Genomic DNA, 14,056 nt, shown 5'->3' with positions numbered 1-14,056 from the left:
GAGGGGCGGGAGCCGCGAGGACGCCTATCGGCTCGTGCAGCGCAACGCCATGCCGGTCTGGCGCGGGGAGGGCGACTTCCTGACCCTGCTCAAGGCGGACCAGGAGGTCCGCGGCTTCCTGTCGGACGCGGAGCTCGAAGAGGCCTTCGACCTCGGCTACCACTTCAGGGCCGTGGACCAAGTGTTCGAGCGGGTGTTCGGCTGACCTGCGCAACAGAAACGGGCGGCTGACGCCGCCCGTCGATCCTCTTCGAAAGCTGGCTTCAGAAACGACCGCCGCCGCCGCGCCCATCTCCGCCGCCGCCGCGACCTCCGCCGTCGCCGCCGCGGCCGCCGCCGTCTCCGCCACGACCGCCGCCGTCGCCGCCGCCGCCACGGCCTCCGCCGTCGCCGCCCCGGCCCCCGCGGCCCCGGCCGCCGCCGTCGCCGCGACCGCCTCCGGCGCGATCAAGCCCGACGCGGTCGCCGCGGTCGCCGCGGTCGCGCGCCTCCGCGCGGCCGCCGCCGCCACGGCCGTCCATCCGATCCCCCCGACGCTCAGTCCGCTCGCGGCGATCATTCCGATCGTCGCGGCGCTCTGCGCGATCTCCCCGGTTGTCCTGGAATCGGTCGCGACGGTCCTGGAAGCGCTCGCGACGGTCCTGGAACCTGTCGCGGCGGTCGTCGAGCCGATCCCGCCGGTTGTCGATCCGCGCCTCGCGGCGGTCCTCCCAGCGTCGCCAGGACCGGTCGCGCCAACCCGGGCGGCCGGGCCGCCCCGCATACCAGCGGCCGCCCCAATAATAATAGCCGTCCCGGAAATAGTAGGGCCGGTTTTCCCAGTAGCCGCCGATAACGAGGCCGGAGATCACCGCAGGCTCGTCGTCATAGATCTCTACGCGGGTCGTGATCCGCGACGCGGGGCCGTCGAGATAGGCGGCCGAGACGAAACCGGTCCCGTCCGCGCCCATGCTGATTTCACACCAGTCGCCGTCGCAATCGATGACCCTTACGGTCTCGCCTTCCGGCAGCGTGTCGATCACCGCGTAGCGCACCCCGGGCCCGGTGCGGACGTTCACGTCCGCTGTTGCGGTCGCGGTCGCCGCAAACGCGGCTCCCGACGAGACGAGCAGCGCGCCCGACGCGAGCAGCGCCTTCAGGGATATGGTCATGGCTTCCGAACTCCCTTTCATGTTCATCGTGTCGGCCGGAGTCCAAACCGCCCGGAACTCCTTGGCGCGCATGTCCCTGCTGTTGGGCGCGCATCGTCGGTCCGGAAACGCGCGGGGCGGCGCATCCGTTCGCAACTGACACGCGCGCCGCGTCAGAAGCCCGCGCGGGCCCTCCGTCATTCTTGGCGGAGTTCACCCGCCCGAGCCGGCCCCGGTCGCCGGCGCGTCGAAAACGTCCGACAGCGCGCGTTCGGCTCCGGACGCAAGGAAAGCGACGTCCGGGCCGAGAGAGATCATCGCGAAGCCGCGCCGCACATAGTCCGATGCGAAGGAGGGCGTGTTGGCGAAGATCGCCGCTGGCTTGCCGGCCCGCCGCGCGGCTGCGAGGACGCGGTCGAGGGCCGCGACCACGGTCGGATGCGCCGGGTCGACGGTCGCGCCCTGCGTGAGCGCGACCGACAGATCGTTCGGCCCGATCAGCAGTCCGTCGAGGCCTTCGACCTGCGCGATCTCGTCGACATTCTCCAGCGCGCGTCCGGTCTCGATCATGGCGAGCGCAAGCGTCAGCCGGTTCGCCCGGTCGAGATAGTCGTCGCGCTCGAGCCCGAGCAGCCCAAGCGCGCGGATCGGCCCCCAGCTCCGCCGTCCGACCGGCGGAAACTTGACGGCGTCGACGAAGGTCCTCGCCAGATCGGCGTCGTCGATCATCGGCGCGATCACGCCCGCCGCGCCGACGTCGAGGGCCCGCGCGCCGAGCGCGAAGCCGCCGAGCGGCAGCCGCACGAGCGCCGGGCGCCCGGCGAGCGCGGCCGCCGCGACTCCATCGACGACGCCCGCGAAATCCACGAAGCCGTGCTGCGCGTCGAGGGTGACGGAGTGGAAGCCCGCGCGGGCGACCGCCTCCACCACCGCGGGCGCCGGCGTCGAGATCCAGGCGTTGAAATGCGGCCGCCCGAAGCCGAGCGAGTCGGCTGCGAGGACGCCGGGGCGGAGGCCCGTGTCGGATGCGCGGCCGGAGGACGCGGACGTCAGGTCACTTCTCCGCGGCGAGCTGGGTCATCGCGGTGGCGAGAAGCTCCTCCATCCTGCGGCGGATCTGGTGGTCGGACTGCTCGACGCCGGCGCGGTCGAAATCCAGCCGGATCTTGCGGAAGACGTCGTGGTCGCCCTCCTCCTCGAAATCCGACATCACGACCGACTTGGCGTAGGCCGTCGCCTGATCCCCCTCCTTGCCGAGCTTCTCGGCCGCCCACAGGCCGAGCAGCTTGTTGCGCCTCGCCAGCGCGCAGAACTTCATTTCCTCATCGTGGACGAACATCGCCTCGAGGGCATGTTCGCGGTCGTCGAAGGTGGTCATCGCACCGTCCTTGGAATTTCCTCGGGGCCGCTCGGGTCCGGCCTCGACTCGAGAATAGACCCGCCAATTGTGGCGAACCAAGGCGATCGGCGCTCCTGTCCCTCGTTCCTTCGTCGTGCGCCGTCGACGCCGTCGTCGTCTTGGCCTGACCGCTTGGCATGGCCGCCCGCCGCGCCTACATTCGCGATCAGTCGGACTGCGCGCCCCTCCCACTCGCGCGGCCGTCGCGAAAGGCGCGTTGATGAATCCGAACTTCCGGAATTTCGCCCTCTGGGTGATCATCGTCCTGCTGCTGCTTGCGTTGTTCACGCTGTTCCAGAACCCGGGCCAGCGCGCGCAGACGAACGACATCTCGTTCTCGCAGCTGCTGACCGAGGTCGACAACGGCCGGGTGCGGGCCGTGACGATCGAGGGCCAGAACATCACCGGCCAATACACGGACGGCGCGCAGTTCCAGACTTACTCTCCAAGCGACCCCTCGCTCGTGCAGCGGCTCTACGGCAAGGGCGTCGCGATCACCGCGCGGCCGCCCGGCGAGAACATGCCCTGGTTCGTGGCCTTGCTTCTGCAGTGGCTGCCCTTCATCGCGCTGATCGGCGTGTGGATCTTCCTGTCGCGCCAGATGCAGGGCGGGGCCGGCAAGGCCATGGGCTTCGGCAAGTCGAAGGCCAAACTCCTGACCGAGGCGCATGGCCGCGTGACCTTCGAGGACGTGGCGGGCGTCGACGAGGCCAAGGGCGATCTAGAGGAGATCGTCGAGTTCCTGCGCGATCCCCAGAAGTTCCAGCGGCTCGGCGGGCGCATCCCGCGCGGCGTGCTGCTCGTCGGCCCTCCCGGCACCGGCAAGACGCTGATCGCGCGCGCCGTCGCGGGCGAAGCCAATGTGCCGTTCTTCACGATCTCGGGCTCCGACTTCGTCGAGATGTTCGTGGGCGTCGGCGCGAGCCGCGTGCGCGACATGTTCGAGCAGGCGAAGAAGAACGCGCCCTGCATCATCTTCATCGACGAGATCGACGCCGTCGGCCGCCATCGCGGCGCGGGCCTCGGCGGCGGCAATGACGAGCGCGAGCAGACGCTGAACCAGCTGCTCGTCGAGATGGACGGCTTCGAGGCGAATGAGGGCATCATCCTGATCGCCGCGACCAACCGTCCGGACGTGCTCGACCCGGCGCTGCTGCGCCCGGGACGCTTCGACCGTCAGGTCGTGGTGCCGAACCCCGACATCGTCGGCCGCGAGAAGATCCTGAAGGTCCATGTCCGCAAGGTGCCGCTGGCGCCGGACGTCGACCTGAAGACCGTCGCGCGCGGCACGCCGGGATTCTCCGGCGCCGACCTCATGAACCTCGTCAACGAGGCGGCGCTGCTGGCGGCGCGGCGCTCGAAGCGCATGGTCACCTCGGCGGAGTTCGATTCGGCCAAGGACAAGATCATGATGGGCGCCGAGCGGCGCATGGTCATGACCGACGAGGAGAAGAAGACCACGGCCTATCACGAGGCCGGCCACGCCATCGTCGCGCTCTACACGCCGGCCAACGACCCGATCCACAAGGCGACCATCATCCCGCGCGGCCGCGCGCTGGGCATGGTCCAGTACCTGCCGGAACGCGACCAGATCTCGATCAGCTACGAGCAGCTCACCTCGCGGCTCGCAATGGCGATGGGCGGGCGCGTCGCGGAGGAGATCTTTTTCGGCGAGGACAAGGTGACGGCCGGCGCCCAGTCGGACATCCAGCACGCGACCAACATCGCGCGGGGGATGGTGACGCGCTGGGGCTTCTCCAAGGAGCTCGGCACCGTCGCCTATGGCGAGAACCAGGACGAAGTGTTCCTCGGCATGTCGGTCGCGCGCCAGCAGAACGTCTCGGGCACGACGATGCTGAAGATCGACAACGAGATCAAACGCTTCATCGACGAGGGCTACGAGACGGCGAAGCGAATCATCACCGAGAAAAAGGACGAGATGGAGACGCTCGCCAAGGCGCTGCTCGAATACGAGACGCTGACCGGCGAGGAGATCAAGGGTCTGCTGGCGGGCCGCCCGCCGGTGCGCGACGCGGCCGACGAGCCGCCGGCCCCGCGCGGCTCCGCCGTGCCGACTGCCGGCAAGCCGCGGCCCAAGACCCCGGACGGCGGCCTCGAGCCGCAGCCGAGCGCGTGATCGGCGGCATTGGAGAAATAGCGAAAAAGGCCGAGCGCAAGCCCGGCCTTTTTCTTTTGGTGCTCCCGGGGCTACATTTCTCGTGAGTTCTTGCGGGGAGGACGCATGCGATGGGCGTCGCCGAACGCATGGTGCAGCCGGGGACTTTCGATGTGGACGCCTTCATGGCGTTCCTCGAAAGCCGGCCCGAGAAGGAGAAATGGCAGCTGGTCGACGGCGTGGCGCAGCGCATCATGACGCCGCCGCTCCTCACTCATCAACGGATCGGCGTGAATCTGCTGATGGCGTTGAACCAGGCGCTCGGTGCGAAGCGCTCGGACCTGCTCGCCTATTACGAGGCCGGCGTTCGCCTGCCTGATCGTCGCGATTTCCAACCCGAGCCAGACATTTTGGTTCTTCCCGCGATCCCGCCGACAGGCCATTGGACCGAGAACTTTCTGCTCGTCGCCGAAATCCTGTCGCCGTCGAACGACCGCGAGAAGATCGATCGCAAGGTCGAGCTCTACGCCGAGGGTCCGGACAACCTGCACATCCTCGTGGTCTCGCAGGACGCCGTGAAGGTCGTTCATCGGGCGCGCTCGGCCGGCTGGCGGCCCGACGAACTCGGCGAGGAGGATCGCCTCCTGCTGCCCGAATTCGGCTTCGACGTCGCCGTGCTCGACCTCTACCGCGGAACGAAGCTCGCCGGGCCGGGCCCAGCCGGCGGGTGACGCGCCTGGAACACGCTCACCTTTTCTGAACCTCGCCGTGCTAACCTCGCCCTACTGACGCCTCACGAGCTTCGAACAAGCGGCCGGGGCCAAAGGGGAGCCGTCCGGCATGACGCGCAAATATTTCGGCACGGACGGCATACGCGGCCGCTCCAACACCTTTCCGATCACGCCCGACTTCGCGTTGAAGGTGGGCATGGCGGCGGGCGTCGCGTTCCGGCGCGGCGAGCACCGGCACCGGGTCGTCATCGGCAAGGACACGCGGCTTTCGGGCTATATGATCGAGAGCGCCCTCCAGGCCGGCTTCACCTCGGTCGGCGTCGACGTGCTGCTGGTCGGCCCGATGCCGACGCCCGCCGTCGCCCACATCACCCGCTCGATGCGCGCCGACCTCGGCGTGATGATCTCGGCCTCGCACAATCCTTACGACGACAACGGCGTGAAGCTGTTCGCGCCCGACGGCTACAAGCTGTCCGACGAGGTCGAACTCGAGATCGAGCGGCTGCTGGACTCCGACCTCACGCGCAAATACGCGACCTCGGGCGAGATCGGCCGCGCCAAGCGCATCGACGACGCGCAGGCCCGCTACATCGAATTCGCCAAGCGCACCGTGCATCGCGCTTTGTCGCTCGAGGGCTTGAGGATCGTGATCGATTGCGCCAACGGCGCCGGCTACAAGGTCGCGCCCGAGGCGCTGTGGGAGCTTGGCGCGGAGGTGGTGCGGATCGGCGTCGAGCCGAACGGCCTCAACATCAACAAGGATGTGGGCTCGACCGCGCTTTCGGCGCTGATCGCCAAAGTCCGCGAGACCCGCGCAGACATCGGCGTCGCGCTCGACGGCGACGCGGACCGCGTGATCATCGTGGACGAGAAGGGCCAGGTGGTCGACGGCGACCAGCTGATGGCCGTCGTCGCGGCCTCCTGGGCCGAGGATGGCCGGCTTTCCGCGCCAGGCCTCGTCTCGACCGTGATGTCCAATCTCGGCCTCGAGCGCTACCTCGCCTCGATCGGCCTCGCGCTCGAACGCACGCCCGTCGGCGACCGCTACGTGGTCGAGCGCATGCGCGCGCAGGGCTACAATCTCGGCGGCGAGCCTTCCGGCCACATCGTGCTGTCCGACTACGCCACGACCGGCGACGGTCTGGTGGCGGCGTTGCAGCTCCTTGCCGTGGTTCAGAAGGCTGGCCGCTCGGTGTCGGAGATCTGCCACCGCTTCGAGCCGCTGCCCCAGATCCTGAAGAACGTCCGCTACAAGGCGGGCCGGCCGCTCGAGGACGAGAAGGTCCGCGCCGCGATCGCGAACGCCGCCAGCCGGCTCGGTTCCGGGGGGCGGCTCGTGATCCGTCCTTCCGGGACGGAGCCGGTCATCCGTGTCATGGCCGAGCACGATGACCGGGATCTCGTCGTCAATGTCGTCGACGACGTCGTCGACGTGATCGCCACGGCGGCCGCCTGAACCAGGTTCCGGCGCCCCTGATTCCGGGGTCCGCAGCCGAATCGGCGTTCGGCGGCGGCGACGCATCTGTTGCCGAAAGGCCGCAAAGACTTCGCGCCGGCCGAGTCTTCACGGTTAAGAGTTAAGGTTAAACGGTCATTAACGAATGACTGTCAGATTGCCAGTCGTGAGATGACGGAGCGCCGTTCGGGGACAGTCGGGCGGCGGCCAGATCAAGGACATGGCATAATGCCCAAGCTCTCGACCTACGCGCTTGCGGGCGCGCTCGCTTTTGCGCTCGCGCCGGTCGCGGGCTATGCCGCCGATCTGCCCGAGCCGCCGCTGCGGGAGCCGACGGCGCCGGTCGAGTTCGGCTCGGCCTGGTACCTCCGCGGCGACGTCGGCTACAAGGTCTATCGAGACCCCAAAGCCCGTTATGACAATCCCGCCTTCGCCGGCAATCAGTCCTTCAGCAAAGAGAAGATGGGCGACGCCGCGGTCATAGGCGGCGGCGTGGGGTACAAGTTCAACAACTGGTTCCGCGCCGACGTGACGGCGGACTACGAGACGCCGTCCAAGTTCCGTGGCCGCCTGTTCTGCCCTGGAGCCTGCGCTGGCGGGACAACCCAAGAAAAAGCCAAGATCGACGCCGTCACGATTTTCGCCAACGGCTACTTCGACATCGCAACTTTCAACGGCTTCACGCCTTATGTCGGCGGCGGCGTCGGCGCAGCCTATCTCGACATCGACCACTATCGGTCGAACTCGGTCGGGAATCCGTCTTACAAGGGCGACAGCGATTGGAACTTCGCATGGAACGTCACGGCTGGCGTCGGCTTCCAAGTGTCCGACAATCTTGTGCTCGACGCGAATTATCGCTTCGTGGACCTCGGCCAGGTGAAGACCAAGTCCATTCCGGCCGCCGGCTCCAGCGGCAAGGTCAAGGTCGATGACATCCAGGCCCACGAGTTCCGCGTCGGCTTCCGCTACCTGATCGACTGACGGGACATCCGGCGACGATCTCGGACCTCAGCTGCGGCGGGCCTCGAGCCCGCCGTTTCCGTTTTCACGATCGGTTACGGAAGCCGGCGGCGCGCATCGGACCGCTTGACGAAGCGCCGGCGAGCCGAGTATCGCCTCTCTCGGGCCACCCCTCCCCAACGAGGGGCGACCATCTGAGAGGGTGGACGACATGACGACGACTGTTCCGGCCGTTCGGCCGACCAATCCCAATTTCTCCTCCGGTCCCTGCTCCAAGCGACCCGGTTGGTCCCTCGAGGCCCTGTCGGACGCCGCGCTCGGCCGTTCGCATCGCTCCAAGCTCGGCAAGGCCAAGCTCAGGGAATCGATCGACCTCACCCGAGAAGTGCTCGAGGTTCCGGCCACGCACCGGATCGCGATCGTGCCGGGCTCCGACACGGGCGCCGTCGAGATGGCGATGTGGTCGCTGCTCGGGCCGCGCGGCGTCGAGGTGCTGGCCTGGGAGAGCTTCGGCTCGATCTGGGTGACGGACGCGGTCAAGCAGCTGAAGCTTCCGGACACCGTCGCGCGCGTCGCCGACTTCGGCAAGCTTCCGGACCTCGCATCCGTCGATTTCGAGAAGGACGTGATCTTCACCTGGAACGGCACGACCGCCGGCGTCCGGGTGCCCGACGCCGACTGGATTCCGGCCGACCGGGGCGGCCTCACCATCTGCGACGCGACCTCCGCGGCCTTCGCGATGGAGCTCGACTATTCGAAGCTCGATGTCGTGACCTTCTCCTGGCAGAAGATCATGGGCGGCGAGGCCGCGCACGGCGTGCTCATCATGGGCCCGCGCGCCATCGAGCGTCTCGAGAGCCACACGCCGTCCTGGCCGCTGCCGAAGCTCTTCCGCATGACCAAGGGCGGCAAGCTCGACGAGGCGCTGTTCGAGGGCGACACGATCAACACGCCCTCGATGCTCGCGGTCGAGGATTACCTCGACGCGCTGAAATGGGGGAAGTCGATCGGCGGCCTCAAGGCGCTGATCGCCCGCGCGACCCGCAACGCCACGGCGCTCGGCGACTATGTCGAGAGCTCGTCCTGGCTCGACTTCCTCGCTGAAGACCGCGAGACCCGCACCAACACCGGCGTCTGCCTCAAGATCGTCGACCCGGCCGTGACCTCGCTTCCGCACGCCGCGCAGGCGGCGTTCGCGAAGTCGATCGTCGACATGCTGGAGTCGCGCGGCGTGGCCTATGATTTCGGCTCGTACCGCGACGCGCCTCCGGGGCTGCGCATCTGGTGCGGCGCGACCGTCGAGACCTCCGACGTTCTCGCGCTCACCGAATGGCTCGACTGGGCCTACGCGGAAGCGCGCGCGGGACTGGCGCAGGCGGCCTGACGCCCGCGCTCACCGGCGGGGGCCCCTGGATCCCCGCCCAAGCCGGATGGAAGCCGATGTTCACGCCCGAGAACGACCTCGAACGATCGCTGGTGCGCGCCGCGGAGGATCCCGCTGCTCGCGTCCCCTTCCTGAAATCTCTCCTCGACGGGGAGCTGTCCTTCGCGCTGGTCGAAGCCGGCGGCGGGCGCTCGGAAGGCTATGAAGTGCCCGAGGTGACCGATGAGGGCCTCTCCTTCGTGCCAATCTTCACCGCCGACAGCCGCGTGAAGGCGATGTTCGGCCGCGAGCGAATGATGGTCGTGCGCCAGACCTTCCGGCAGATCATCGGTCAGGTCGAGGGCGCGAATTTCGTGCTCAACCCCGGCTCGGACTATGGGCGCGAGATCATGGCGGAGGACGTCGCCGCGATGCTCGCCGGCGATTTCGAGAAGGCGGCTGAAAGCGACGACTCGGACGGCGCGGGGGAGGGCGGATACGACGAGGCGCCGCTGCCGACCGCCGTGGTGCGGCCGTCGCCGATGCCGACGCATCTCACCGCGCCGCTGGCCAAGCTCTTCGCCGACATGCCGGAGGTGCGCTCGGCCCATGTCGCGCAGTCGCTCTTCGCGGAGCCGGACGGGCTGAAGCGGCTCGTCATCGGGCTCGCGCTGGAGGAGGACGGCGACCTCGACGAGGCGCTCGACCGGATGGGCGATGTGCTGGACCGCGTCGCCAAGCCCACCGACGTGATCGATTTCGTTCCCGTGCCCGGCTCGTCGCTGGACTCCTATTTCGAGCGCGATGCCGCGCCGTTCTATCGCAAGGCCTGAGCGTCGTCCGCCGGCACGGACTGCTGCCGTCGTTCCGGGCTTGTCCCGGAACCCATAACCGCCGCCTCCGCCAGGTGAACCGGCGCGCTGAGGAAATGGATTCCGGGACAAGCCCGGAATGACGGGAAGGGCGACGCAGCCGTCCCGACAGACTTGATTCGCCCGGAAGGAAGACTAGTCCCATGGCTCCCCGCGTCCTCGTCTCCGACAAGCTGTCGCCCGCCGCGATCGACGTGTTCGAGCGCCGCGGCGTCGAGGTCGACTTCAAGCCCGAGCTCGGCAAGGATAAGGAGGCGCTCGCGGCGGCGATCGGCGAGTATGACGGGCTCGCGATCCGCTCCGCCACCAAGGTCACGCCCAAGGTCCTCGAGCGCGCGGCGCGCCTGAAGGTGATCGGCCGCGCAGGCATCGGCGTCGACAATGTCGATATCCCGGCCGCGACCGCCAAGGGCGTGATCGTGATGAACACGCCCTTCGGCAACTCGATCACCACCGCCGAGCACGCCATCGCGCTGATGTTCGCAGTGGCGCGCGAAATTCCCGCCGCCGACGCTTCCACCCAGGCCGGCAAATGGGAGAAGAACCGCTTCATGGGCGTCGAGATCACGGCCAAGACGCTCGGCCTGATCGGCTGCGGCAATATCGGCTCGATCGTGGCCGACCGGGCGATCGGCCTCAAGATGCACGTCGTCGCCTACGATCCCTTCCTGTCCGCCGAGCGCGCCGTCGAGCTCGGGGTCGAGAAGGTCGAGCTCGACGAGTTGTTCGAGCGGGCGGACTTCGTCTCGCTGCACGTGCCGCTGATGGACAAGACCCGCAACATCATCGACGCCGCGGCGCTTACGAAGATGAAGAAGGGCGTGCGGGTCATCAACTGCGCCCGCGGCGGGCTCGTCGACGAGCAAGCGCTGAGGGCCGCGCTCGACTCCGGCCATGTGGCGGGGGCGGGCTTCGACGTGTTCGTGGACGAGCCGGCGGAGCGCAATCCGCTGTTCGGGCACCCGGCGGTGGTCTGCACGCCGCATCTTGGCGCCGCCACCGCGGAGGCGCAGGAGAACGTCGCCCTGCAGGTCGCCGAGCAGATGTCCGAATACCTCATCCGCGGCGCCGTCCAGAACGCCATCAACGCGCCTTCGATCACCGCCGAGGAGGCGCCGCGGCTGAAACCCTTCGTGGCGCTCGCGGAGCGGCTCGGCTCCTTCGCCGGCCAGCTCACCGACAGCGGGCTCAAAACCGTGCGCATCGAATATGAGGGCGCGGTCGCGGACATGAACGTCAGGGCGCTGACCTCGGCTGCGGTCACCGGCCTGCTCCGCCCGCAGCTCGCCGACATCAACATGGTCTCCGCGCCCGTGATCGCCCGCGAGCGGGGGATCGCGATCGAGGAGGTCAGGCGCGAGGCGGCGCAGACCTTCGAGAGCGTGATCCGGCTCACCGTCGCGAACGACGGCTGGACCCGCCACGTCGCCGGCACGGTGTTCGCCGACGGCAAGCCGCGCATCATCGACATCAAGGGCATCGAGATCGAGGCGGCGTTCGCGCCTTCGATGCTTTACGTCACCAATGAGGACAAGCCGGGCTATATCGGCGCGCTGGGGCAGACGCTGGGCGCCGCGGGGGTCAATATCGCGACCTTCAATCTCGGCCGCGCGGCCGAGGGCGGCGACGCGATCGCCCTGGTCCAGGTCGACGGCGAGATTTCCGAAGACGTGGTGGCCAAGGTCGCGGCGCTCGACCACGTCAAGCAGGCGCGGGCGCTGCGGTTCTGACGGCGGCGGCGGCCGCCGTCGCGGGCGTTACGCGCCCGGCGAGGCCGCCAAGGCGGCGACCGACGGCTGCGCCGGAGCGGACCGATTCTGGACGGCCGTCGCCGGGGCGGTGAAGGTGACGCGGAGTCCCGGACGATTGTCGGTCCTCGTCATCTCGCCGCCGATCTGCTTGACGAGCGCCTCCATCATCCGCGAGCCGAAGCCGCGCCTCGCTCCCTGGGCGGGCGCCCCGACGCCCTTGTCCGCGACCGTGAGCCGGATCTTGCCCGCGTGCTCGTCGATCGTGACCTCGATCGGTCCCGGCTCGCCGCCATAGGCGTATTTCGTGGCGTTGATCATCAGCTCGGTCAGCACGAGCCCGAGGCTGATGGCGCGGTCCGTCGGGATCAGCACGGGGGCGAGGTTCAGCGACAGCGCCCTCGCCCAGCCGTCGCCGAGCGACTGGACGACGTCGGCGACCAGTTCCTCGACATAGCGGGCGAGGTCGATGGCCTCGACCTGGTCGGAGCGATAGAGCCGGCGGTGGACGAGCGCGACGGCGGTCAGCCTGCGCCGGGCCTCCTCGAGCGCGGGGGCGAGGCCCGGCTGGTTCGAGGAGCGTCCCTGCAGCGCGAGGAAGCTCGACACCAGCTGCAGGCTGTTCTGGACGCGGTGGTTGACCTCGCCGATCAGGAACTCCTTCTGCTGGATCAGCAGGTCCTTCTCGTCGATCGTCTTCACGAGCTGGCGGTTCAGCTCCATCAGGCCGCGGCTCTGCCAGACCTCGATCACGGCGGCGCGCAGCCGGCCTGCGGCCTCGACCTCGGCGGTCGTCCAGCGCCGGGAGCGACCCCGGACCGTCTCCCGCCAGACGTCGAACGACGCCCGCGGCGTCAGCACGGCCTCCGGGTCTGAGGGATCGTCCTTGTGCGGGTTGCCGGCCCATTCGACGGTCTCGACCTGCTCAGCGCGGAACCACATCACGATCCACGGGTCGCTGAACGACAGCGTGACCGAAAGCATCCCCGCCGCGACGGACTGAAAGCCCGCTGAGGTCGGATAGGCCTCGACCAGCCGGTCCGTCGCATAGACCTGCTCCGCGCCGCGCTTCAGAGCCCAGTGCCCGAGCGCCCGGACGTCGCCGTCGGAGGGACAGCGGCCGGAGGTCAGCAGGTCGCCGCCGCGCAGGATCGCGACGCCGTCGCCGCCGAGCGCGCGCCGGATCTCGTCGACATGGTTCGAGATCGCGTCCTCGAGCGAGCCGTCGCGCGACAGCAGCGACACGATGTCGTCCTGGAAGCTCCTGAGGCGGACGCGCTCGCGGAAGGCGTCGGTGTCGTCCTTGGCGCGCAACTGCCGGCCGAGGGCGCCTGCGATCGCCCGGCAGGCCGCGCGTTCGTCGTAGCCGATCGTCCGCGGCGTCGCGTTGTGGCACGCGACGAGCCCCCAGAGGACGCCGTCACGCACGATCGAGACGGACGCGGAGGCCGCGACGCCCATGTTGCGGAGATACTGGACATGGATCGGCGACACGCTGCGCAGGGACGCGTCGCTGAGATCGAGCTCGATCGCTTCGCTATCCGCGAAGCGCACGGGCGCCGGCGAGTAGCCGGCGTCCGGAATGACGCGGATCAGGTTCCGCAGATAAAGCGCGCGCGCCTGTCGGGGAATGTCGCTTGCGGGAAAGCGGTGGTTGAGGAACGGCCGCATTTCGGGCGACAGGTCCTCGCCGAGCACCGAGCCCGACTCGTCGTCGAGGAACTGGTAGATCATCACCCGGTCGTAGCCGGTGCGGCGACGGAACTCCTGGGCCGCGATCCTGCACAGCGCCTCGATGGTCGGAGCGCGCTCGAAGGCCCCGGCGACCGCCTCGATCTCGCTCAGCAGCACGCCGGACGGCGTCGGCCTGGCGACGACCGGCTCGAGTTCGACGATGATCCCGGCTTCGGAACGGTGCGCGCTCGCGTCGAACGCATCGCCGGACGGGCTCTTCACCTGTCCGAGATAGACGGCGCCCGGTCGTTCGCCGGTGACGTCGCGCGCGCAGGCGGCGGCGTCGGCCCCGATCAGCTGGGCGAGCGTCCGGACGCTCCAATCCGGCGCCGCGAGCCTGCTCTCGACATCGCCCGCCGCGGCGAGCACCCGTTCGGCTGCGCCGTCCGACAGCAACAGCATCCCGTGGGGTTGGATCGCCCCAGGCGCGTGAATCGGCTCACGGTCGCAAGCCGTCAGGTCGAGATCGTGCACGGTGGATCGTTTCCTTCCCCCATAGAATTCATCGCATGGAAGGCGTGAAAACGATACCTCCTTTGACATGCCG

11 protein-coding genes and 1 pseudogene are annotated in these 14,056 nt (G+C 68.7%); 8 read left to right on the top strand and 4 right to left on the bottom strand.

Annotation, left to right across the window (positions count from 1 at the left end):
* Positions 1-205 (top strand): annotated as a pseudogene (locus EK403_RS22840) (adenylosuccinate lyase); the annotation flags it as partial.
* A gap of 58 nt (positions 206-263) precedes the next feature.
* Here EK403_RS22840 and EK403_RS01125 read toward each other — a convergent pair.
* The 3 genes from EK403_RS01125 to EK403_RS01115 form a co-directional block, all read right to left on the bottom strand.
* Complete coding sequence (locus EK403_RS01125) at positions 264-1,151, bottom strand: SH3 domain-containing protein (RefSeq protein ID WP_164919450.1); 888 nt, start codon at positions 1,149-1,151, stop codon at positions 264-266.
* 192 nt (positions 1,152-1,343) lie between these two features.
* Positions 1,344-2,081 carry an HpcH/HpaI aldolase family protein gene (locus EK403_RS01120; RefSeq protein ID WP_280986375.1) on the bottom strand — a complete coding sequence of 246 codons (738 nt, stop codon included), beginning with the start codon at positions 2,079-2,081 and terminating at the stop codon, positions 1,344-1,346.
* Positions 2,082-2,184: 103 nt separating this feature from the next.
* Positions 2,185-2,508 carry a DUF1476 domain-containing protein gene (locus tag EK403_RS01115; protein WP_128775667.1) on the bottom strand — a complete coding sequence of 108 codons (324 nt, stop codon included), beginning with the start codon at positions 2,506-2,508 and terminating at the stop codon, positions 2,185-2,187.
* Between the two features lie 241 nt (positions 2,509-2,749).
* Between EK403_RS01115 and ftsH the strand changes: the two genes are divergently transcribed.
* The 7 genes from ftsH (at position 2,750) to serA (ending at position 11,757) form a co-directional block, all read left to right on the top strand.
* Entirely contained in the window at positions 2,750-4,666 is a 1,917-nt protein-coding gene (ftsH, locus tag EK403_RS01110) for an ATP-dependent zinc metalloprotease FtsH (protein WP_128775666.1), read from the top strand.
* Positions 4,667-4,776: 110 nt separating this feature from the next.
* A complete protein-coding gene (locus tag EK403_RS01105; RefSeq protein WP_128775665.1) occupies positions 4,777-5,376 on the top strand; it encodes a Uma2 family endonuclease in 600 nt (199 codons plus the stop codon).
* Between the two features lie 109 nt (positions 5,377-5,485).
* Complete coding sequence (gene glmM, locus EK403_RS01100; protein ID WP_128775664.1) at positions 5,486-6,832, top strand: phosphoglucosamine mutase; 1,347 nt, start codon at positions 5,486-5,488, stop codon at positions 6,830-6,832.
* Positions 6,833-7,060: 228 nt separating this feature from the next.
* Complete coding sequence (locus EK403_RS01095) at positions 7,061-7,813, top strand: outer membrane protein (protein ID WP_128775663.1); 753 nt, start codon at positions 7,061-7,063, stop codon at positions 7,811-7,813.
* A 190-nt stretch (positions 7,814-8,003) separates the two neighbouring features.
* Entirely contained in the window at positions 8,004-9,176 is a 1,173-nt protein-coding gene (locus EK403_RS01090) for a phosphoserine transaminase (protein ID WP_128775662.1), read from the top strand.
* 56 nt (positions 9,177-9,232) lie between these two features.
* Positions 9,233-9,988 (top strand): enhanced serine sensitivity protein SseB C-terminal domain-containing protein, encoded by a 756-nt coding sequence (locus EK403_RS01085; RefSeq protein WP_128775661.1) that lies wholly within the window; start codon positions 9,233-9,235, stop codon positions 9,986-9,988.
* Between the two features lie 182 nt (positions 9,989-10,170).
* Positions 10,171-11,757: a phosphoglycerate dehydrogenase gene (gene serA / locus EK403_RS01080; protein WP_128775660.1), complete on the top strand. Its 1,587-nt coding sequence runs from the start codon at positions 10,171-10,173 to the stop codon at positions 11,755-11,757.
* A gap of 27 nt (positions 11,758-11,784) precedes the next feature.
* Here serA and EK403_RS01075 read toward each other — a convergent pair whose 3' ends face one another.
* Complete coding sequence (locus EK403_RS01075) at positions 11,785-13,983, bottom strand: histidine kinase dimerization/phosphoacceptor domain -containing protein (RefSeq protein ID WP_206659458.1); 2,199 nt, start codon at positions 13,981-13,983, stop codon at positions 11,785-11,787.
* Between the last annotated feature and the right edge of the window lie 73 nt (positions 13,984-14,056).

This window comes from Hansschlegelia zhihuaiae (assembly GCF_004103825.1).
GTDB lineage: Bacteria > Pseudomonadota > Alphaproteobacteria > Rhizobiales > Methylopilaceae > Methylopila > Methylopila zhihuaiae.
This window is presented reverse-complemented; position numbering and strand designations above follow the sequence as displayed.

Bases quoted from the DNA above. Each gene is read 5' to 3' on its own strand.
- EK403_RS01125 (WP_164919450.1), bottom strand. From the start codon at position 1,151: ATGACCATATCCCTGAAGGCGCTGCTCGCGTCGGGCGCGCTGCTCGTC.
- EK403_RS01115 (WP_128775667.1), bottom strand. From the start codon at position 2,508: ATGACCACCTTCGACGACCGCGAACATGCCCTCGAGGCGATGTTCGTC.
- ftsH (WP_128775666.1), top strand. From the start codon at position 2,750: ATGAATCCGAACTTCCGGAATTTCGCCCTCTGGGTGATCATCGTCCTG.
- EK403_RS01105 (WP_128775665.1), top strand. From the start codon at position 4,777: ATGGGCGTCGCCGAACGCATGGTGCAGCCGGGGACTTTCGATGTGGAC.
- glmM (WP_128775664.1), top strand. From the start codon at position 5,486: ATGACGCGCAAATATTTCGGCACGGACGGCATACGCGGCCGCTCCAAC.
- EK403_RS01095 (WP_128775663.1), top strand. From the start codon at position 7,061: ATGCCCAAGCTCTCGACCTACGCGCTTGCGGGCGCGCTCGCTTTTGCG.
- EK403_RS01090 (WP_128775662.1), top strand. From the start codon at position 8,004: ATGACGACGACTGTTCCGGCCGTTCGGCCGACCAATCCCAATTTCTCC.
- EK403_RS01085 (WP_128775661.1), top strand. From the start codon at position 9,233: ATGTTCACGCCCGAGAACGACCTCGAACGATCGCTGGTGCGCGCCGCG.
- serA (WP_128775660.1), top strand. From the start codon at position 10,171: ATGGCTCCCCGCGTCCTCGTCTCCGACAAGCTGTCGCCCGCCGCGATC.